The following is a 20,120-nucleotide window of genomic DNA, read 5'->3' as shown; positions in this document are numbered from 1 at the left end:
TGTTAGTAGCATATTTATTTAGAATTTTGATTTTTCTCTTCTGATTGCGGGGAGTTTTTTCTGTCAGATAATGCGTATCAAATAGGATATGATGATGTGCAATAGAGATTTCATTCTACCTCAATAAAAATTTAGGGATATACAATCAGACAAACCTGAATTTGAATATTCGATTAATAGAGAAAAAAGATAACCATTTTGAGAGGCTTCGTTTATTTTGTATAGAAAGTAAGATGTTGTCCAAATGAGAGGTTAGTCCGTTTTTATTCATAAAATATGCGGCAGGTCGCAGATGAAAGGAAAGCTTCACTTTCCTTTTTTGCAAGTGAAAAAGGGGCAAAAATACGTAAAATGACAAAACCTTCATTCAAATTTTTAGCAACCAAAACTGAATTGGCATTTTTTTTAGGTTTTGATTTTTTGAGTTCTATTATTTGTATTGGTTTTCCAATAATAAGATCGAGTGTATTATCAGGGGCTGTTCGGTCATTAAGGCTATAGAAAATAATTCCGTTGTGTGTGTAAGCTGCTAATGACCAAAATTGTCGTGTTTTCAAAGCTCTTAAATGAATAGGTCCATTTTCAAGATTAAATCTGCAGACTTTAAGAAGAAAGAGTGGATCAGCAGATTGTTGAATAGGATTATCGGGAGTAAAAGCAACAAATTGATAAGGGGCGCCGGATTTTTTAAGTGCTGTCCATATATTATCTTGTGCCCAATAGGGGATTAGAAAGAGAACGAAAATATGAACGATAATAGCGCCAATGATTGCAAGAAGTGCGATATAAATGAATCTAGTCACAATTTATTTGTCCTGATGGAATTTGTTCTATTGAGGGCATTGTAAGCTTTTGTAATGCCGTTGCAGAGATGATTGAGGTATCGTATAAGGTAAGGATAAGCCCGAATTCTTTTTGACTAACTGTTGCAAGCCAATTGCCGGCTTGCGGTGTAGGTGAAATATTGATGCGCAATGAGCCATCATGCTCATAGATAATATTGTCAGTGTGGAGTTCAAAAGGTATTTCTTTCGATGAAGTATAGGGTTTAAGGGACTTGTTAGCTGTATAAAGGGTAAAAAGACGGGTTTCAGGGATGGTGCCTTTGAGCAAATAATGACAGTGGGGGTGGAGTGGACGCCCTTGGTTGTCTTGCCAAATCTGGAATTGAAGACCTTCAGTGCGTCCGAGTGAAACTATGCCTCGTTTAGCGGTGTGGGCGCGGGTATAAGGATCCATATTGGCGGTTCCCATTTGTGGATAAGCATTCCATTTTCCAATTCTAAAGAGTCCAAAATGATGAAAGGAATTGAGCACGTAATCGACACTCAGTTTTCCACATAAAATGGAAAAAGCGAAGATAAAAAAGAAAATGGTGATATTAAAAAACATCATAGAATATTTTGAATTCAAAATGTTGAATCTCCAGTTGTTTTCATCTTCAACGAAATTGCAGATGGTTTTTTCAGATCTTTGTTAATCAATCGCACAATATTCAATGTTTCAGGAGAAAGCGTAGAGGGTGTTGGGGAAAAAAATTCAGAATCTACATGGGAGGAAAGTATTGGGGGATGATAAGGAAGAAGAGAATCTTTAACACCATAGAGTTGTTTGAGCATAATATTTTGGTGTGCAGCAAGCATGATGCGATGCCATATCATGGCAGGAACTCCACCCCCAAAAGCACGATTCATCGGTGAAAAGTTATCATTTCCCATCCATACTGCTCCAGTATAATTGCCTGTAAAGCCAACAAACCAAGCATCACGATAGGATTGTGATGTTCCAGTTTTCCCAGCGACAAGAGTCATAGGCAGAGCAGCACGCTTACCAGACCCTCGTGTTGTGACACCCACCATCATTTGGTTCATATAGGCAGCTGATTGTCTGCTGAGAACTCGGTGTAACTTATTTCCGTTATGCTCGAAATCCCATATCACATGTCCATCGATTGTTCTGATTTGCGTGAACCCGTGCCGATTACCAGCTATCCCGCCATTCGCAAAGACATTAAAGCCAGTTGCTTGATCCATGGGGGTCATGTTGGAAGTGCCAAGAACCATCGTTTTGTGTGATAAAATATGCGCGTTAATCCCCATATTCTTGATGAGATCTATAATGGGTTGGGTATCGCGGTGAAGATATTGATAGGTGAGATACACAGGGACTGTATTAATGGAAAAAGCTAAAGCTGTTGCTAAATCAATTTTCCCCAAATAACGACCAGAATTATTTTTTGGTGTCCACCCCCCCCAATTGATGGGAGCATCTAAAACAATTGTTGAGGGAGACAGCCCGTGTTCCAGTGCGGTTGCGTAAACATAGGGTTTGAATGAAGAACCAGTTTGCCGTCCGCCTTGTGTTGCTCTGTTAAATTGGCTTTTTTTATAATCTAGTCCCCCAACAATTGCGCATATGGCACCGTTATTATCAAGTATAACAGTGGCAGCTTGTGTTACGCGATATTGTTGACCATATTGATGTAAATGATATGCAATTGATTCTTCTGCTGCTTTTTGAATATTCGGATCAAGGGTCGTTTGAATAATTAAACTATGGCTTGGAAGTTGATTACGCATTTTTTTGACTTCCTCGAATGCCCAATCAAGAAAATAATCAGCCTGATTATTTTCTATTTGGGGAAGTGCCCTAGCAGGGTGGCGATGCGCATTGATAATCTGGCTCTTCGTCATAAAACCACTATTAACAAGATTAGAAAGGACCACATTGGCACGTGTTTGAGCAGCAAAGAGATGACTATGAGGAGCATATTTTGTTGGAGCTTTAAAGAGTCCTGCTAACATAGCAGATTCACTTAAAGATACATGACGTATGTTTTTTCCAAAATAAAATTTTGCAGCTGCTGCAATACCAAAATTGTTTCCTCCCATATAGGCGCGGTCAAGATAAAGTTGCAAAATCTGTTTTTTGCTAAAATTTGCTTCTAGCCAAAGAGCAAGATAAGCTTCTTTGATTTTACGTGTTATGGTTCTCTCGTTTGTTAAGAATAAATTTTTAGCCAATTGTTGTGTGAGAGTTGAACCACCTTGCACTACACCTTTAGCTTGCATATTTTGTGAAATTGCCCGTGTAAGTCCTTGAAAATCAATACCCCAATGATCGAAAAAACGACGGTCTTCTGTAGCAAGAACCGCTTTAATGACAGTGTCAGGCATTTCTTCAACGGGGACAGAGATCGCCGGCAGTGCACCACGGTGCCCAATGGAATTTCCATAGCGATCTAGAAAAAGAATGGAAAAGTTTTTAGGAGAAGACCAATCTGTTTTGGTCAGTTCAAAAACAGAAATGCCCAAAATAGTGAAAAGAGTAAATCCCATCAACCCTAATGTCAGTATTTCATCGAGAACTTCAACGATAAAACGTTTCCATCCTTGAAGATGAAAATTTTGTGAGATGATTTTTGCCTTTTTCCAGAAAAAACTGTTAGCAGAACGAATGTGATAAAGCGCTGTATCTAATCGTGCGTCTAATTCAATGAGAGCAGGACTGTGAAATGGCTTACGGTGTTGCCTTTTCTTTTTTTTAAAAAAATCAAACATTTAAAGAGAGCCTATGGCAAAGAAATACAACCAAACAAATCTACAATAATTATATGGAGTAGAAGTATTTTTTTGCTATAGTGCTAACAAAGAAAGAGTTTATTTTAGAATTATTCATTTTTCGTAAGATAGTGTATTAAGATTTTATCTAATAAATTTTATTCTCATTATTAAAAATATTTTGTTTTGAGTTTTTTTTAATTTAGAGTAATGTTAATGCGTTCGTCTGTAAGATAGAGGATAAATTATTTCCATTTGTGATTTTTAAATCGACTCCAAAAACCATTATTTCTTTTATCCTTTATCAAGGAAGAGAAGAGGTGGGTTATTGAAATATTTATGATGAAAAAAAATTTCTTGTTCGTAATAATAGCAGCTTTTTTAGGAGTAGATTCTGTTCTAGCTTCTGGGTGCGCTGAAGTAGGTAAGAAGGTTGCCGCGCAAGAGAGCGGGGTTCTCGTTCGTTCAAACCCAGTTATTCAGGATGGAAAGGGCATGTGTGCAATTGTGATTGTTGTACCAGCCCGTAATGGTGAAAAGTTACGTCGTGTTGAGTTTTTTGTTCCTGCTGATTAGTTTTTGGCAGATGGTGTTGTGATGCGTATCTTAATCGTTGAAGATGATCGGAATCTTCATCATCAATTAGCAGAAGCTGTAAGACGTGCAGGATATGTTTCCGATAGTGCTTTCGATGGTGAAGAGGCTTATTTTTTAGGGAGCACAGAGTCTTACGACGCGGTGATACTTGATATAGGTTTACCGTATATTGATGGTATTCGTGTTGTTGAAAAATGGCGTCAAGAAGGGCACTCCATGCCTGTTTTAATGCTAACGGCGCGAGACCGTTGGTCTGATAAGGTGCACGGTATTGATGCTGGGGCTGACGATTATGTTGTGAAGCCATTTCATTTGGAGGAAGTGATGGCGCGTTTACGAGCATTAATTCGTCGCGCTACGGGACATGCGACAAGTGTATTATGTTGCGGAAATGTTTTGTTGGATACGAAGACGTCTCGTGTTTTTGTGGATAGTCAGTTGATTAAACTAACATCTTATGAATTCAGACTGCTTTCGTATCTCATGCATCATTGTGACAGGGTCATTTCAAGAACAGAGCTTACTGAACATCTTTATGATCAGGATTTTGATAAGGACTCGAATACGGTGGAAGTCTTTGTAGGTCGGTTACGGAAAAAGCTTGGAGTGGATTTGATTGAAACTATTCGAGGAATGGGGTATCGCGTGAGAACGCTAGGTGATTAATGAATATTTTGGAAGAGAATAATTGGTGTAGGAGGTTCTTTTTTGTAATTACTCGATCTCTCAGTTTACGTGTTATGGTTTTATCAACATTATGGGTTGTTATTTCTCTTTTATCGATTTCTGCAGTAAGTATTTTATTTTATAAACGTTCAACTGAACAAAGCCTAGAGCGTATCCTTTCTGCTCAACTCTACAGTCTTATTGCAACAGTGACGGTGTCATCGGAAGGTACTTTGAGAGGAGGGGCTGGGATTGATGATATTCGTTATTCTGACCCAACAACAGGATGGTATTGGGAAGTTGTTGCGATATCCCATAATTTAAAAGGAAGATTGACATCCCCCTCATTGGGAGCAGGCGAGATATTTACACCAAGTGATGTTGATATACCTTTTGACAATAAATTCTTTCGCTCTTATCGGATAAAGGGAAACAATGGTCAAAAGCTACAAGTGATTGAGAGTGATGTTGTTCTTGATAGTAAAAATCATATTGCACGTTTTCGGCTTGTTGGGAATATCGATGAAGCCCATGCCCAAGTAAAGGAATTTAAGCGAACTTTGCAAATTTTTCTTTGGAGTTTCGGTATTGGGAGCGTCCTTATTAATATTGCTGTTATTTTCTTTAGTTTTCAACCGTTGAAGCTTATTCGACGCGCATTGAGTGATATTCGCGAAGGAAAAGTTCACTATGTGAATACGGATTTAGTAAGCGAAGTGATGCCGCTTGTACAAGAGATGAATGCTCTCATTAATAATAATCAGCGTATTATTGAGCGATTTCGCACACAGGTTGGTAATCTCGCGCATTCATTGAAGACGCCTCTATCCGTGATTATGAATGAGACAGATAAGATGCGCGGAGAAAAGGCTTGTTTGTTGAGAGAGCAAACGCAAATAATGAAAGCTCAAATCAATCATTATCTTCAGCGTGCGCGGATTGCAGCACAATGCGATAGTATTGTCTACCATACGTCTGTTCGCAGTGTGCTTGAACGTTTGGTGCGGGTTATGAAAAAGCTTAATCCTGCAAAACAAATTCAATTTATTATGGATGTTGATGATATTGTTTTTTCTGGAGAGAAGGAAGATTTAGAAGAAATTATAGGGAATTTGATTGAAAATGCTACTCAGTGGTCTCGAGCAAAGGTTTTGATCTCTTGTTGTTTAGAAGAAAATGTTGAAGAAACAGAATATTTTAGTATCTTTGTAGAAGATGATGGTCCTGGTTTAACAGAAGACAAAATGGAGGAAGCATTAAAAAGAGGGCGGCGGTTTAATGAAAGTAAACTAGGGGCAGGCTTAGGGCTAGCAATTGTTTCAGATATGGTCAGTGAATATGGTGGCAAGCTCTTTTTATCACGTTCTGATTTGGGTGGGTTGTATGCAAAAGTTTTATTACCTAAGATGGGAGAATAACATATTTTCTCCTTAAGCAAGAAATGTCTATAAAGTTTGTAAAGCAGTATTTTCAGATAATACATAAAGAGTAGGGAAACACTGTTTTTAGTTTCTTTGTTTAATTGATATATATAAGAAAAATGGACAATAGATTTTATAATATTTTCCATGAAAAAATGAATTTTTATCAATTCACATCACTCTTCTCATGAAGAGGGTAAAATGTAAGCGAGTCATTCTCTGTTCGTATTGGAAAAAAATGATATGCTCTTATTAATTTTTGCAGCATTTTTTCTGACTTTTCTGGCAAGTATTCTTTTTCTTTCACTACGTTTTGACGATGAGATAAAGAAAGAATGGAAAGTTCAAACCGTAGATGATTATAGAAGTCATAAGCATACGATTGAGTTTAACAAACTTTATATGCATTATAAAAAAAGAAATGTTCTTAAGGATTTAAGTGTTTTATTTGTTCTTCTTATGACATGGAATATTTATGGTCTTACAGGCAATCCAGAAGTGAAAAGTTATTTTTTTAGCGAATTAATGGATAAGGATCCTAAAACTCTTAGTAAGCAAGAAAAGCTTATTCGTTTACAAGTGCTTTTTTTCCGTGCACCTCATGATGGCAAGCTAGCAGATGCGTTAGCGGTAGGGTATCTCGAAGAAAGCCTTTTTCAAGAGGCTGTGAATACTTATTTAGACGCACTTCGTTTGAATGGAGAAACAGCTCCGAGGCTTGTAGGATATGGTTTAGCATTGGTTGGTTATGAAGGGGGAGTGATAACACAAGAAGCACAAAATGCTTTTCAAAAAGCAGCAGATTTAGCGCCAACAGATTTTTATCCACGTTTATTGTTGGCCGATGCATTGCATCAAGCAGGAAAAACTGCGCAGGCAGCGCAATTTTTACAAAGCTTTCTTGATACAATGCCTGAAAATTTTTCAGGGCAATTACGTGTAAAAAAAATGATGATTCAGTTACGTGATTTATCGAGTGAGCATACAAAGAAAAGCAATCATCGCCAATTGAGATGATGAAATATAAAGAGAAAAGCTGTTTAGAAAGACAAGAGAAGCGATCATTTTAGAAGTAGGTGTTTGTGAAGAAGATTGAGGAATAGAAATGAAGAATGTAAAGAGCGCGATATAAGTGGTTATAGGTTAAATAAAAATTGGTGGAAAAACTAAAAAAGGTATTGATAAGCTTGTTAGCAAAGTGAGGTATTGGATAAAAAGTTGCACCTCTGTAGAAGATGTGTAAAGCTATTAAAAAATAAAATATTGATACTTATTATAACATATTTAAATTTTTTTCGTAGAGTGTCTATGAAAAGTCAATTTTTAAAGAATTCTGGTTCGTTGAAGGTTATTTTAGAGCAGCGAAAAAAAAAGCGCTTACTGATCATATTATTATGTTGTTTGGTTATGACAATTGCAGCAAGTCTCATAGTGTATGCAATGCGTCATGCGGTCAGTTTTTTTAGAATGCCCTCTGAAATTACAAGAGAAGATATTTTAACAGGGCGCCCTTTGCGTTTGGGTGGCTTTGTTGAAAAGGGAACTATTCAATATGTTGGAGAGAGAGGCGTTATTTTTTTTGTAACGGATAACAAAAAACATGAAAAAGTGGTTTTCAACGGTGCCTTACCAGATCTTTTTCGTGAAGGTCAGGGGGTGATTGTAGAAGGGCATTTCGATAAACAGGGTTTTTTTATAGGGACACGTATTTTAGCAAAACATGATGAAACTTATATGCCTAAAGAAACAGCTGATCGTTTGAAAAAACATTACGGTATGGAGAAATAATTCGATTGTGCTTGTCGAACTGGGTCATATTTTTTTAGCTGCAGCATTTTCAGTAAGCTTATTAGGGGCGTTCTTACCTGCTTTAGGTGTTTGGTGGAGAGAGCGTTTGTTAATGCAAACAGCTGTTCCTCTAACATATATCACTTTTACATTACTGCTTTTATCTTTTTTAGTGATAATTTATGCTTATGTCGTATCTGATTTTTCTGTTTTGAACGTTGTTGAGAATTCTCATTCAGAAAAACCGATGCTCTATAAAATTACAGGTGTTTGGGGCAACCACGAAGGCTCTATGTTGTTATGGGTTTTAAGTCTTGCTTTTTTTAGTGCATTGATGGCTTTTTTTAGCCAACATTTTCCAGAAGATTTTAAGACGCTTGTTTTAATTTGCCAAAGTTGGATTACAAGTGCTTTTCTTTTATTTATTCTTTTTGTATCCAATCCATTTTTACGTGTGAATCCACCAGCATTACAGGGAAATGGTCTCAATCCTCTTTTACAAGATATCGCATTAGCAATTCATCCACCGCTACTTTATTTAGGTTATGTTGGTTTTTCACTTTGTTTTTCTTTTGCCGTTGCGGCATTGATTATGGGACATGTTGATAGAATTTGGGCACGTGGGATTCGTCCATGGCTTTTACTTTCTTGGTGTTTTTTGACATTGGGTATTATGGTTGGCTCCTATTGGGCTTATTATGAGCTAGGATGGGGGGGCTATTGGTTTTGGGATCCTGTTGAAAATGTTTCGTTTATGCCTTGGCTTTCAGGAACGGCTCTTTTACATTCTGCTCTTGTTCTCGAAAAACGAGAAATATTGAAAAGTTGGACTTTGTTTTTAGCGCTGCTTACTTTTTCCCTTTCTCTGATGGGAACTTTTCTTGTGCGTTCGGGGCTTTTAGTTTCTGTTCATAGTTTTGCTGTTGATCCAGTACGGGGGCAAGCAATTCTTGCGCTTTTATTTTTTTTTACGGGAGCGGCTTTTCTTCTTTTTGCTTTGCGCACTCCTATTTTAAAAACAGGAAATTTTTTTCAACCAATTTCACGTGAAGGGTTTATTGTTTTAAATAACTTGTTACTTACAACAATAACAGCAACAGTATTGATTGGTACGCTTTATCCTTATTTTATTGAGATATTAACAGGACAAAAAATTTCTGTAGGGGCTGCTTTTTTTAACCTTACCTGTGGACCGCTAATGGTTTTGCTGTTGTTGTTTGTTCCGTTTGGGACAATGATGGCATGGAAACGCGGTGATTTTCTTGCAGTTTTTGAACGGTTATGGTTTGTTTTTGTATTGGTTGGCATCGTCTGTTTTATAATATTTTATGCGACATCTTTGCGTGATATTTTTGCAGTTTTAGGGATTGGGCTTTCAGCATTTGTTTTTTTAGGCAGTTTAGCGGATCTATGGGGAAAGAGTGGATATGGCAAGAGAGCTTTTTCAGTACGCGTTAAGAGATTTCTTGGATTGCCATGGTCTACTTTTGGTGCAGCAATAGCACATATGGGATTAGGTGTTACATTATTTGGTATTGTTTGTGTGGCAAGTTTTGGGCAAGAACGTATTTTAATCATGAACGTAGGGGATAGGGTGACGATAGCAGATAAAACGCTTCATTTTGATGCAGTGTATGATGGTGTTGGTTCGAATTATTCGGCAATGGAATTTTATTTTAAAATATATGAAAATAAAAATATTGTGGGTCATGTAACAGCCTCAAAGCGATTTTATTCAAGCCAAAATACATCAACAACAGAAGTTGGTCTTCAAAATTATGGCTTATCGCAGCTATATATTGTACCAGGACATACCGATAATCGGGGTCTTGTTGTACACATATGGTGGAAGCCTTATGTAATATGTATTTGGTTAGGGGTATTCATGATGGCTGTAGGCGGATGTCTTTCTCTTCTGGGGTATTGGTTTCGCATTGGCATGTACAATAGGGTACTGCTTGCTTTAAATTTTTGGAAAAGACATTAAGATGAAAAAAATTCTTTGGATTTTATTTTTTTTAATTGCAACGTTTCCTTTTCGATTAGCAATAGCAGTAGAGCCAGATGAGATTTTAAAGGATAAGATTCTTGAAGCGCGAGCACGCCATATTTCATCACATTTACGTTGTCCGGTTTGTCAAAATCAATCAATTGATGATTCAGATGCTGCTCTAGCACGTGATTTACGGCTTTTAATTCGGGAAAGGCTAAAAATGGGCTACAGTAATCAGCAAGTCACTGACTTTCTTGTTGAGCGATATGGTGAATTTATTCTCTTGAAACCACCATTGAATAAAATAACTTGGTTTTTATGGTTTTCGCCTTTGATCATTATTATCATTGGCGCAAATATCATATTTTTCCACTTAAAACGGAATAATCATGAGAAAATAATGAGTTATCTGAATGAAAAAGAACAGTCAAAAATGCCATTGCATTAAAAAAGATGTTACATAAAAGAAAAAATCGGCTCATCTGCAGTGAGCATACAATCTTATTATAATTATATTAGGGTATACTGAAACCTTACAAAACTTTAATAATTTAGACAGAAAACGGTAAGGTCTAGTATTTTATAAGTGATCGCAATTGGAATAAAGGTATGATTGAATAGGAGCATAGAGTAAATGGTTAAAAAGGCTTTCTTTAAAACGTTTGTCGCAGTGAGTTTTTCTGCGATATTGGAAAGTGCACTGTTTTTTAGTGGATGTACATCAAGCTTGTGGATGACAAAGGCTCATGCAAGTTCTGTATTTACTTCGTTAATGCAACAACAGGGATTTGCCGATATTGTTGCTCAAGTGAAACCAGCCGTTGTAGCAGTACAAGTAAAGAGCAATAAAAAGAAAGAAGATAGGTTCTTTAGCAACTTTTTTAGTGGTCCAGGACTTGATCAATTACCAGATCAGCATCCTTTGAAAAGATTTTTTAAAGAGTTTTATGATTTTGATAAACCTAAAAATAAATTTTCCCACCAATCACGGAGACTCCGTCCTATTGCTTTTGGATCGGGTTTTTTTATTTCGTCTGATGGTTACATTGTAACCAATGACCATGTGATTTCTGACGGAACAAGTTATACTGTTGTTCTTGATGATGGTACAGAATTGAACGCAAAGCTTATTGGGAAAGACCCCAAAACCGACCTTGCTGTATTAAAAGTGAGTGATAAAAGAAAATTTTCCTATGTTGATTTTGGTGATGATTCAAAGCTTCGTGTTGGGGATTGGGTTGTTGCCATTGGGAATCCATTTGGCCTTGGTGGAACTGTGACAGCAGGTATTGTTTCTGCACGTGGACGTGATATTGGCACTGGTGTGTACGATGATTTTATTCAGATTGATGCTGCTGTTAATAGAGGAAACTCTGGTGGTCCAACATTTGATCTGAATGGAAAGGTTGTTGGGGTTAATACAGCAATTTTTTCTCCTTCTGGAGGAAATGTTGGGATTGCTTTTGCTATTCCGGCAGCGACTGTAAAACAGGTTGTACAACAACTTATTGAAAAAGGTTCAGTTCAACGTGGTTGGTTAGGTGTTCAGATTCAGCCAGTAACAAAGGAGATTTCCGATTCAATAGGTTTAAAAGAAGCCAAAGGTGCTTTGGTCACTGATCCGTTAAAAGGACCGGCAGAAAAGGCTGGTATTAAAGCGGGTGATGTAATTATTTCAGTGAATAATGAAAAGGTTGCTGATGCGCGTGAGTTGGCGAAACGTATTGCAAATATTAAACCAGGAGAAACGGTAACCATAGGGATTTGGAGATCAGGTAAGGAGGAAAGTATCAAGGTTAAACTCGCTTCAATGTCTGAAGATGAAAGTAAGAAAGAGGCTTCAAAACATTCAAATGAACGGGGTGATTTAGATGAAACATTGGAAGATTATGGTCTGATTGTTATACCTTCTGATGATGGTGTAGGGGTTGTCGTAACGGATGTCGATACCGATTCAGATGCTGCAGATAAAGGGATACGCCCTGGTGATACCATTGTGACAGTAAATAATAAACCAGTTAAAAAAGTCTCTGATATTGTTAGCACAATCAAAAATGCTCAGCAGTTAGGACGAAAGGCTATACTCTTACAAGTGCGAACAAATGATCAAAATCGTTTTGTTGCTCTTCCAATTTTGAAAAAATAAGGCTTTAGTTGTAGGACAAATGTTTATTAAATGTTTGTCCTACAACATAATAAAATAATGGAGATACGTTTTATGAAGATACTCGTTATTGAAGATGATCATGAGACGGGGCATTATCTCGAAAAGGCTTTTTTGGAAGTAGGGCATTCTGTTGATGTTGCTTATGATGGGGATACGGGATACGCTTTAGCGACCACGGAAAATTATGACGTTATGGTTGTTGACCGAATGCTTTTGCATCGTGATGGTCTTTCTATTATTGCTGAATTGCGCGCTAAAGGCAATGAAACACCGGTTCTTATCCTGTCGGCTTTAGGGCAAGTTAATGATCGTGTAACGGGGTTGCGTGCAGGGGGAGATGATTATTTGACAAAGCCTTATGCTTTTTCTGAACTTCTTGCGCGTGTTGAAGTTTTACAACGGCGGAAAAATCCTAAAGAAGCAGAAACTGTTTATTGTGTAGGTAATCTTGAACTTGATCGGTTAGCACATACGGTAAAACGGGGTGATAGAAACATCTTATTGCAACCACGAGAGTTTCGTTTACTCGAATATTTGATGCGCTATGCGGGGCAGGTTGTTACACGCACTATGCTTTTGGAAAATGTTTGGGATTACCATTTTGATCCACAAACGAATGTTATTGATGTCCATATCTCCCGTTTGAGAGCCAAAATTGAAAAAGATTTTGATGTTCCCCTTCTCCATACCGTGCGTGGAGCTGGATATATGCTGAAAGCACCAGATAACAAAGCATGAATCGTTTGATTAATATAATGCGCACGACGGCGCTAAGGCTTTCAGCACTTTACATTTTATTGTTTGGCTTGGTGGCAACAGGACTTTCTATTTATATGACGGCATTTTCTGCTTCATTGTTAACAGAGCAAACTGAACAGGCTTTACATGAAGAATTAAAGTATATTGAAAATGCTTATAATTATGGGGGATTATCCTTATTAATGCGCACTATTGATTATCGTTCAAGACAACCAGGAGCATTTCTTTATCTTGTCACGGATTCTATGGGGCGTATTTTAGCAGGAAATGTAGCACGTATTGAATTAGGTCTTTTGAATCAGAGTGGTTTTATTTCTACCTCTTTTTTGTATTCTCGTTTTGGAGAACATGGCAAAACAAGTGAACATCGCGCTTTGGCGGTTATTGTTGATTTACCTAATGCTATGAAGATTCTTATAGGACGCGATTTGGATGAGCCAGAACGTTTTGCAGTGGTTATTCGTAAAGCTGTGATCATTGCACTTGCTGCAATGGTTGGAGGCGCTTTACTCATATGGTTTTTTGTTGGCAGGAGAGCTTTACAAAGGATTGATCATGTAACGGCTGCATCACAGCGCCTGATGGATGGTGATTTCAGTGGGCGTTTACCTGTTTCTGGAGTGGGGGATGAGTTTGATCGATTGTCAACTAATCTTAATGTTATGTTAGACCGCATTGAAGAGTTAAATATTGGTTTACGTCAAGTATCAGATAATATTGCTCATGATTTGAAAACGCCGTTAACGCGTCTTAGAAATCGCGCTGAAGAGGCGCTTTCAGGAAATAAGACAAAGCTTGAATATCGTCAGGTCCTTGATAGGGTTATTGCAGAATCAGATCAACTTATTTGTACGTTCAATGCAATTTTAATGATTTCACGTATTGAGGCCAGCAGTGCAATTGAGCATCTTGAAATGATGAATATGAAACTGATCCTTGAAGATGCTGTTGAGATTTACGAACCTTTTGCTGAAGAGTCAGGTGTTTTACTTCGGTTGGGGAATATATTTGATAAAGAGCTTAAGTTAAATCGTGAGCTTGTTGCACAATCAATTTTTAACCTTATAGATAATGCCATTAAATATGCGTCTAAAGGTGAAAGGAAAGCGGAGGTTTGCTTATCAATGGAATATCGTGATGAACATTTATTAGTTGTTGTGAGCGATAATGGACCAGGAATAGCAGAGGATAAACTTGAAAAAGTGACAGAACGATTTGTTCGTCTTGAAGAAAGCCGCACACAACCTGGGTTTGGGATTGGTTTAAGTATAGCAAAAGCCGTTATGAAGCTTCATGGGGGTGAATTGTTACTTGAAAATGCAAATCCAGGGCTTAGGGCTGTTTTGTTATTTCCTTAAAGATATTTTTCTTCACTTTTCCCTTTTCATACGTAACAACTATTTTAAAAGTATAAAGCAATAGAAAGGAAGGCAAAATGCTTTTCAAGGGAGCGCAGACGAAACAAGCTTTTTTAAAAACACAGCTTCTCCCTTTATGCCCTCTCGATAAAAGTGGTTCCCAATGGTTAAAAGACATGGAAGAACAAGCAAGGAAAGAAGGTTTAAAATCGCTTCTTTCCCTTATTTCAGAGAGTGGAACGCAGATTGATTTTATCAGTTCAGTTATAACCTTATCTCCTTTTTTGCGTGAGGTTTTAATTGCCAATCCATCATATCTTAGTGCTTTATTAAATGTTGATATAGAAACAAGGCTGAGCGAAATTATAGATGATATTACGGCTATTGATAAGGATGAAACTATAAATGAAACTTCATTGATGGCTGCTTTAAGGCGCAAAAAACGAGAAGCGCATGTTCTCATTGCTTTAGCTGATTTGAGTGGTGTTTTTACTTACGAAGTTTCATGTGTTTGGTTGACACGTTTGGGCGAAGCAGCATTAAGTGTAGCGCTGCGTTTTCTATTAAGAGAAGCGCATGATCATGGTAAGATCAATTTATTAAGCCGTGAGAATCCAGAAAAAGACTGTGGTTTAATTATTTTAGGGATGGGAAAATTAGGAGCAGAGGAACTTAATTATTCTTCTGATATTGATCTTATTGTTTTCATTGATGAAACATCACCTCATATTGGTAATCTTTCTGAAAGTGTTGACGTATTTTCTAAAATGGTACGCCGATTAATCCGTATCATTCAAGAACGCACTGCGGAAGGATATGTTTTTCGTCTTGATTTTCGGCTTCGTCCAGATCCAGGATCAACCCCTTTGGCCTTACCAGTAAGGACTGCTTTGCGGTATTACGAAGGGCGTGGGCAAAATTGGGAACGAGCAGCCATGATTAAAGCACGTCCAGTTGCTGGCGACAAGAGGGCAGGTTTTAACTTTCTTAAAGAGCTTTTTCCCTATGTGTGGCGGAAATATTTAGATTACGCTGCTATTGCTGATATTCATTCGATCAAACGTCAAATTCATGCGCATAAAAATTACGGTCAAATTGCAGCTTATGGGCATAATATAAAGTTAGGTCGTGGTGGTATTCGTGAGATTGAGTTTTTTGTGCAGACACAACAGCTCATTGCCGGTGGGCGTTTTCCTCAATTACGTGGACGTCAGACAGTTGCAATGTTAGCAGAACTTCACACGCTTGGTTGGATTAGTGAGAAAACAAGAAATAGCCTTATAAAAAGTTATGCTTTTCTTCGAAATGTGGAACATCGTATTCAGATGCTTTTCGATGAACAAACACACCTTCTTCCAAATGATATTGCTCAATTCACGAGTGTTGCCTATTTAATGGGTTATCAAGACAGTAGCAGTTTTATCCGTGATTTATTAAAAACACTTCAGGTTGTTGAAAAACATTATGCAGCACTGTTTGAGAATGAGCAAGAACTTGGTTTAGAAATTGGTAATTTAGTTTTTACAGGTGAAGAAGATGATCCGGAGACATTAATAACGTTAAGCCGTTTAGGCTTTGAAAGAGCAAGTGATATTTGTCGTATTATGCGTACTCTCCATTGTGGTCGTTATAAAGCAACGCAATCAGCTGAAGCACGCGAGAGATTAACGGAATTAACGCCAGCTCTTTTGAAAGCTTTTGGTGGGACAAAACGAGCTGATGAGGCGATGTTGCGTTTTGATAGTTTTTTACAGGGCTTACCTTCAGGAATTCAGCTTTTTAGTCTTTTGCAGTCTAATCCCTCTCTTTTGGATATGCTTGTCCTTATTATGGGTGCTGCTCCACGTCTTGCAGAAATTATTACACGCAGATCCCATGTTTTTGATGGAATGTTAGATCCGAATATTCTTTCAGAATTACCAACAAAAACGTATTTAGAAAAACGGCTTGAATATTTTCTTGAAAATATTCTTCCTTATGAGGAAATTCTCGACCATTTAAGAATTTTTGCAGATGAACAACGTTTTTTAATTGGTATTCGAATTTTGAATGGTGCAATTACAGGAGAAAAAGCGGGTTTTGCTTTTACTGCGCTTGCTGATCTTATGATTACAAAAACATTTGCTGCCGTTCAAGAGGAATTTTCTCGTCTTCATGGTAATATTAAAGGGGGGCGTGTTGGCATATTGGGTATGGGGAAGCTTGGAAGTCGCGAATTAACGGCAGATTCTGATGTTGACCTCGTTTTACTTTATGAACACGATGATGATGCAGAAATATCTGATGGAGAAAAGCCTCTTTATATCTCTCAATATTATACGCGTTTAGCACAGCGCCTCATTTCGGCTTTATCCACTCTTACAAGCCAAGGTGTTCTTTATGTCGTTGATTTAAGGTTACGGCCGTTAGGTAATAAAGGACCTGTTGCTGTTTCTTTTCCATTTTTTAAAAAGTATTATCGCCAAGAAGCATGGATATGGGAATATCTTGCTTTAACAAGGGCTCGAGGCATTGCAGGGGATCCTGATTTTTTACAAAAGCTAGAAAATGAAGTGTGTGCAATTATTGCTATTTCTCGTGATAAGAAGGAAGTTGCAAAAGAAGTATGTGAAATGCGTTCCTTGATTGCAAAAGAAAAGCCGCCAAAAAATCAATGGGATTTAAAAACGATGTCTGGTGGCATTATGGATTTGGAGTTTATTGCTCAATTTTCTCTTATTACGCATGTCATTGAGTTTCAAATTGGAGCAACAACAGCTGATATTTTAGATCACTTACCAAATAGTTTTCTTAATCAGTCGTGTATTGCTGATTTACATTATGCCTATCGTCTTTATACAAATTTGAGTCAAATTATACGGCTTTGTTTAAATGATTCTCTTGATCCCAATGATATGCCACCTGGATTAAGTGACCTTTTATTAAATAATGTTGGGGAACCTGATTTGCTTCGTGTTGAAAAATTAATTGCAGAAACTGGGCAATTGGTCTGTTCAGTTTTTAAAAAAATCATGAAACATTGAAATAATTCTATAAGAATAATAAAAATTATTAATTCGATTTTTATATATTAATTTTTGTCTTTTATTTCATTACACGCTTGAGAGGGTTAGAGTGAAGTTCTCTACTAGTTTCTCAAGTGTGATGAAAAAATTTCTCTGTTAAATGTGCTATTCTAGGTGCCATTCTTTATACAAAAAGCGAGGTGTGACTAGTTTAGTGAATGATATTCTTTATGAGCCTTATTTCATGTGTATGATAAAAGCATATGGGGCTTTTATTAAGCAGCTGTATATCAGATACATTTATGAATTAAGAGATATTCAACACAAGAATATATGCAAGGGTGTTTTTATCGTACAGATTTATATAAAAACTTATAGAAATTATGTCTCATTACACTAATAATACCAAAATATTGAAATCAATATGACAAAAAGCTTTATTGATTACATATCTCATTTTTTCAAAAAATTGACATTATAATTATTTGTATAATTCTGGATAATAATGCTTAATATAAAGCTATAAAATATAAATGTAACAATTAATGGAAATATAAAGCATATTTAAATTTTTTTATAATATTATTTATTAAAACTACTTTTATTTTTTTTGTAAATGTGTCATTTTTGCTATAGATTTTTAAAAAAAAATGTGAAACGATTTACTAATATTTATGTATCACATTAGCTTTTAAGGGAGCAATTATGATTACAAAGTATTTAGTCTCAACATCTATCTTTTCTTTAATTTCAATTTCTGTAGTACAGGCGGCAGATATCGTTACTCCTGAACAGCCTGTTCCTGTTATTGCAGTTCCTGCTTTTTCTTGGACAGGATTTTATCTTGGAGGACAGATTGGTAGCTTTTCAGGTAAAACAACTGCAAGTTATTTAAAAGATAAGACGGGGATATGGAATCCAATTGGAAAGGAGGATTTACCTAAACTTTCTGGTTTTATAGGGGGAGTTTATGCAGGTTCCAATATTGATATCGATAATGGTTTTATTATAGGTATTGATACGGATATTATGTGGTCTGATAAAAAGAGTACAAAAGATATTAATCGACCAAAAAAAAGTCAAACTGAAGAAGCTTCTTCAGAAGAAACAAATCTAACAAGAGATTCTCATGAGGAGGATTCGACAATACCTATTGAATCTGTACGCCATACTTTAAAACAAAAATGGGCTGGTGCTACGCGGGTAAAAGTTGGTTTTGCGATTGAGCGTGTGATGCCTTATGTTTCTGGAGGGATTGCTTATACGCAGCTTCAGAATATTTTTGGGTTAGTTGCTGATAGCAACAACAGAGCAGTTAATTTTTCTGATTGGTTACATGATGAAAAAAAGACCATGATTGGTTACACCCTCGGAGGTGGTGTTGATTTTGCAATGACTGATAATGTTATTGTGCGTGCAGAATACCGTTATTCAGATTTTGGTAAAAAGAAGTTCGTGCATGATAAATTTGAAATAGGCTACAAGACAAATGATTTCCGCGTGGGTGTAGCTTATAAATTTTAATTTTTTGCAGAATTAAAAATTCAAAAGTCTCATTTTCGAATGAGGCTTTTATTGTTTAGATATGTGCTGGAAAATATCCTTTACTCAAAAGAGCTACTATTTTATTCGAACAATACTTTGATTTGTAAATATAATTTACTTTTTCATGTTGAGTGAGAGCCCCAAGTATCATAAGATTTTCTCATTTTAAACCTATACCGTGTTGAACCAATCAAAACCATGTTTTTTGTACGTCAAAGGAGGGAGAGCCGTGAGATAAAAAACATTAAAGAAAGAATAAAAATGCCTCTTATGAACCATCTCAAGTGCCAAAGGCTGTCGCTAGATTGGGGGGTAGTGAAGTGTGAGATTTGATACTGGTTTGTTTTTTCATAAATGTAAAGATGGTGCTACTAAATGGACTTATCATTACGTCATTCATAGGTGTCGTGGGGAAATGGATTTGGGTGCTTTAAAAGATGCTTTTTTTAGCAAACACATGAATTGGCAACTTAATGGCGTTTTGTTTTATTTGAAATACCTTTCATACAATCGACTTTTCTGTTTTTCGTTATCGTAAAATATTTTATTTAATAACAAAAAAATCGCAAAAAAATTCTAAATTACGTAAAATTACATCCGCAATATAACTCAATAATAATGAAAATTAATATTATAATTTTTATTATTATTAGATATTTTATGTGATATTATAAATAATAATTTATAGTAATAAAATAATTATAAATATTATTATAAAGTAATTTATAGGAAAAATAGATAGCAAATTAGAAATTTATCGAGGTACAAAAAACATTATTACCTATGCTTGTTATCGAAATAGAATCTATTATTTTTTATAAATATTGTAAATGTACGATAATAAATATCGAGTGAAATAGGAGGGAATAACTTCAAATCTATTTACGATAAATCAATCAGCATCGTTTGTTTATGAATTACAAATAGGTTGGGTTATTGAAATTATATACTTTAGTTATTATTGGGATTTTTTAGTCATTGATTTTCAGGTATAGAAGCTGAGTGAGCGTCTCTATTATTCTATAAAATATCATCACTGTAGCGGTATAAGGATTTTACGCATTAGATGCTTTTGGAGGAGTGTATGATGAAATTCAAGGCAGGATTTGTGTGTAGAGCTTTGTGAAGTAAATCACATACACAATTAGCAGGTGGAACCCGTGCGACAAGAATCTGGATTATTTATAAATCAGGTGTGGTAGAATTTTTCGTCCTTTAGGACGGGAAGGAAGTAAACCAATGAGTTTGTAAAGCCAGTCAC

The 20,120-nt window shown here is 36.4% G+C and carries 15 protein-coding genes; 12 read left to right on the top strand and 3 right to left on the bottom strand.

Annotated features, from left to right (window positions below; all coding sequences use genetic code 11):
• Positions 1-263: 263 nt before the first annotated feature.
• The 3 genes from ACFIKO_RS01810 to ACFIKO_RS01800 are packed head-to-tail and all read right to left on the bottom strand — an operon-like array spanning position 264 to position 3,560.
• Complete coding sequence (locus tag ACFIKO_RS01810) at positions 264-803, bottom strand: hypothetical protein (protein ID WP_375619333.1); 540 nt, start codon at positions 801-803, stop codon at positions 264-266.
• Positions 796-1,392: a DUF1214 domain-containing protein gene (locus tag ACFIKO_RS01805; protein ID WP_375619467.1), complete on the bottom strand. Its 597-nt coding sequence runs from the start codon at positions 1,390-1,392 to the stop codon at positions 796-798. The genes ACFIKO_RS01810 and ACFIKO_RS01805 overlap by 8 nt, the downstream gene beginning before the upstream one ends.
• Positions 1,393-1,409: 17 nt before the next feature.
• The gene (locus ACFIKO_RS01800; RefSeq protein ID WP_375619334.1) at positions 1,410-3,560 is read right to left on the bottom strand and encodes a transglycosylase domain-containing protein; all 2,151 of its coding nucleotides are present in this window, start codon (positions 3,558-3,560) and stop codon (positions 1,410-1,412) included.
• A gap of 339 nt (positions 3,561-3,899) precedes the next feature.
• On the opposite strand from ACFIKO_RS01800, the gene ACFIKO_RS01795 reads away from it, so the two are divergent.
• The 12 genes from ACFIKO_RS01795 (at position 3,900) to ACFIKO_RS01740 (ending at position 18,838) form a co-directional block, all read left to right on the top strand.
• Complete coding sequence (locus ACFIKO_RS01795) at positions 3,900-4,136, top strand: hypothetical protein (RefSeq protein ID WP_375673133.1); 237 nt, start codon at positions 3,900-3,902, stop codon at positions 4,134-4,136.
• Between the two features lie 21 nt (positions 4,137-4,157).
• Positions 4,158-4,823, top strand: coding sequence for a response regulator transcription factor (locus ACFIKO_RS01790; RefSeq protein WP_375673132.1), 666 nt, complete (start codon positions 4,158-4,160; stop codon positions 4,821-4,823).
• Complete coding sequence (locus ACFIKO_RS01785) at positions 4,823-6,241, top strand: ATP-binding protein (RefSeq protein ID WP_375673131.1); 1,419 nt, start codon at positions 4,823-4,825, stop codon at positions 6,239-6,241. The genes ACFIKO_RS01790 and ACFIKO_RS01785 overlap by 1 nt, the downstream gene beginning before the upstream one ends.
• Positions 6,242-6,487: 246 nt before the next feature.
• Positions 6,488-7,261: a tetratricopeptide repeat protein gene (locus ACFIKO_RS01780; protein ID WP_375673130.1), complete on the top strand. Its 774-nt coding sequence runs from the start codon at positions 6,488-6,490 to the stop codon at positions 7,259-7,261.
• Positions 7,262-7,552: 291 nt separating this feature from the next.
• Complete coding sequence (gene ccmE / locus ACFIKO_RS01775; RefSeq protein ID WP_375673129.1) at positions 7,553-8,032, top strand: cytochrome c maturation protein CcmE; 480 nt, start codon at positions 7,553-7,555, stop codon at positions 8,030-8,032.
• 7 nt (positions 8,033-8,039) lie between these two features.
• Complete coding sequence (locus tag ACFIKO_RS01770; RefSeq protein ID WP_375673128.1) at positions 8,040-10,019, top strand: heme lyase CcmF/NrfE family subunit; 1,980 nt, start codon at positions 8,040-8,042, stop codon at positions 10,017-10,019.
• 1 nt (position 10,020) lies between these two features.
• Complete coding sequence (locus tag ACFIKO_RS01765; RefSeq protein ID WP_375673127.1) at positions 10,021-10,473, top strand: cytochrome c-type biogenesis protein CcmH; 453 nt, start codon at positions 10,021-10,023, stop codon at positions 10,471-10,473.
• 186 nt (positions 10,474-10,659) lie between these two features.
• Entirely contained in the window at positions 10,660-12,171 is a 1,512-nt protein-coding gene (locus ACFIKO_RS01760; protein WP_375673126.1) for a Do family serine endopeptidase, read from the top strand.
• A 72-nt stretch (positions 12,172-12,243) separates the two neighbouring features.
• Positions 12,244-12,930 carry a response regulator transcription factor gene (locus tag ACFIKO_RS01755; RefSeq protein WP_012754868.1) on the top strand — a complete coding sequence of 229 codons (687 nt, stop codon included), beginning with the start codon at positions 12,244-12,246 and terminating at the stop codon, positions 12,928-12,930.
• On the top strand, positions 12,927-14,309 hold the full coding sequence (locus ACFIKO_RS01750; protein ID WP_012754869.1) for a HAMP domain-containing sensor histidine kinase: 1,383 nt from the start codon (positions 12,927-12,929) through the stop codon (positions 14,307-14,309). The genes ACFIKO_RS01755 and ACFIKO_RS01750 overlap by 4 nt, the downstream gene beginning before the upstream one ends.
• A 77-nt stretch (positions 14,310-14,386) precedes the next feature.
• Positions 14,387-17,332 carry a bifunctional [glutamine synthetase] adenylyltransferase/[glutamine synthetase]-adenylyl-L-tyrosine phosphorylase gene (locus ACFIKO_RS01745; protein WP_375673125.1) on the top strand — a complete coding sequence of 982 codons (2,946 nt, stop codon included), beginning with the start codon at positions 14,387-14,389 and terminating at the stop codon, positions 17,330-17,332.
• A gap of 687 nt (positions 17,333-18,019) precedes the next feature.
• A complete protein-coding gene (locus ACFIKO_RS01740) occupies positions 18,020-18,838 on the top strand; it encodes an outer membrane protein (protein ID WP_375619344.1) in 819 nt (272 codons plus the stop codon).
• Positions 18,839-20,120 lie beyond the last annotated feature (1,282 nt).

Source organism: Bartonella sp. TS82HLJMH, from assembly GCF_042193495.1.
In the GTDB taxonomy this organism is placed as follows: domain Bacteria; phylum Pseudomonadota; class Alphaproteobacteria; order Rhizobiales; family Rhizobiaceae; genus Bartonella; species Bartonella grahamii.
The sequence above is the reverse complement of the archived record's forward strand: the minus strand, read 5'-3'. Positions and strand labels throughout refer to the sequence as shown.

Excerpts from the sequence above, each read along its gene's own strand:
- ACFIKO_RS01780 (WP_375673130.1), top strand. The coding sequence starts at position 6,488 with ATGCTCTTATTAATTTTTGCAGCATTTTTTCTGACTTTTCTGGCAAGT.
- ACFIKO_RS01765 (WP_375673127.1), top strand. The coding sequence starts at position 10,021 with ATGAAAAAAATTCTTTGGATTTTATTTTTTTTAATTGCAACGTTTCCT.
- ccmE (WP_375673129.1), top strand. The coding sequence starts at position 7,553 with ATGAAAAGTCAATTTTTAAAGAATTCTGGTTCGTTGAAGGTTATTTTA.
- ACFIKO_RS01785 (WP_375673131.1), top strand. The coding sequence starts at position 4,823 with ATGAATATTTTGGAAGAGAATAATTGGTGTAGGAGGTTCTTTTTTGTA.
- ACFIKO_RS01790 (WP_375673132.1), top strand. The coding sequence starts at position 4,158 with ATGCGTATCTTAATCGTTGAAGATGATCGGAATCTTCATCATCAATTA.
- ACFIKO_RS01750 (WP_012754869.1), top strand. The coding sequence starts at position 12,927 with ATGAATCGTTTGATTAATATAATGCGCACGACGGCGCTAAGGCTTTCA.
- ACFIKO_RS01740 (WP_375619344.1), top strand. The coding sequence starts at position 18,020 with ATGATTACAAAGTATTTAGTCTCAACATCTATCTTTTCTTTAATTTCA.
- ACFIKO_RS01800 (WP_375619334.1), bottom strand. The coding sequence starts at position 3,560 with ATGTTTGATTTTTTTAAAAAAAAGAAAAGGCAACACCGTAAGCCATTT.
- ACFIKO_RS01755 (WP_012754868.1), top strand. The coding sequence starts at position 12,244 with ATGAAGATACTCGTTATTGAAGATGATCATGAGACGGGGCATTATCTC.
- ACFIKO_RS01795 (WP_375673133.1), top strand. The coding sequence starts at position 3,900 with ATGATGAAAAAAAATTTCTTGTTCGTAATAATAGCAGCTTTTTTAGGA.
- ACFIKO_RS01760 (WP_375673126.1), top strand. The coding sequence starts at position 10,660 with ATGGTTAAAAAGGCTTTCTTTAAAACGTTTGTCGCAGTGAGTTTTTCT.
- ACFIKO_RS01745 (WP_375673125.1), top strand. The coding sequence starts at position 14,387 with ATGCTTTTCAAGGGAGCGCAGACGAAACAAGCTTTTTTAAAAACACAG.
- ACFIKO_RS01805 (WP_375619467.1), bottom strand. The coding sequence starts at position 1,392 with ATGTTTTTTAATATCACCATTTTCTTTTTTATCTTCGCTTTTTCCATT.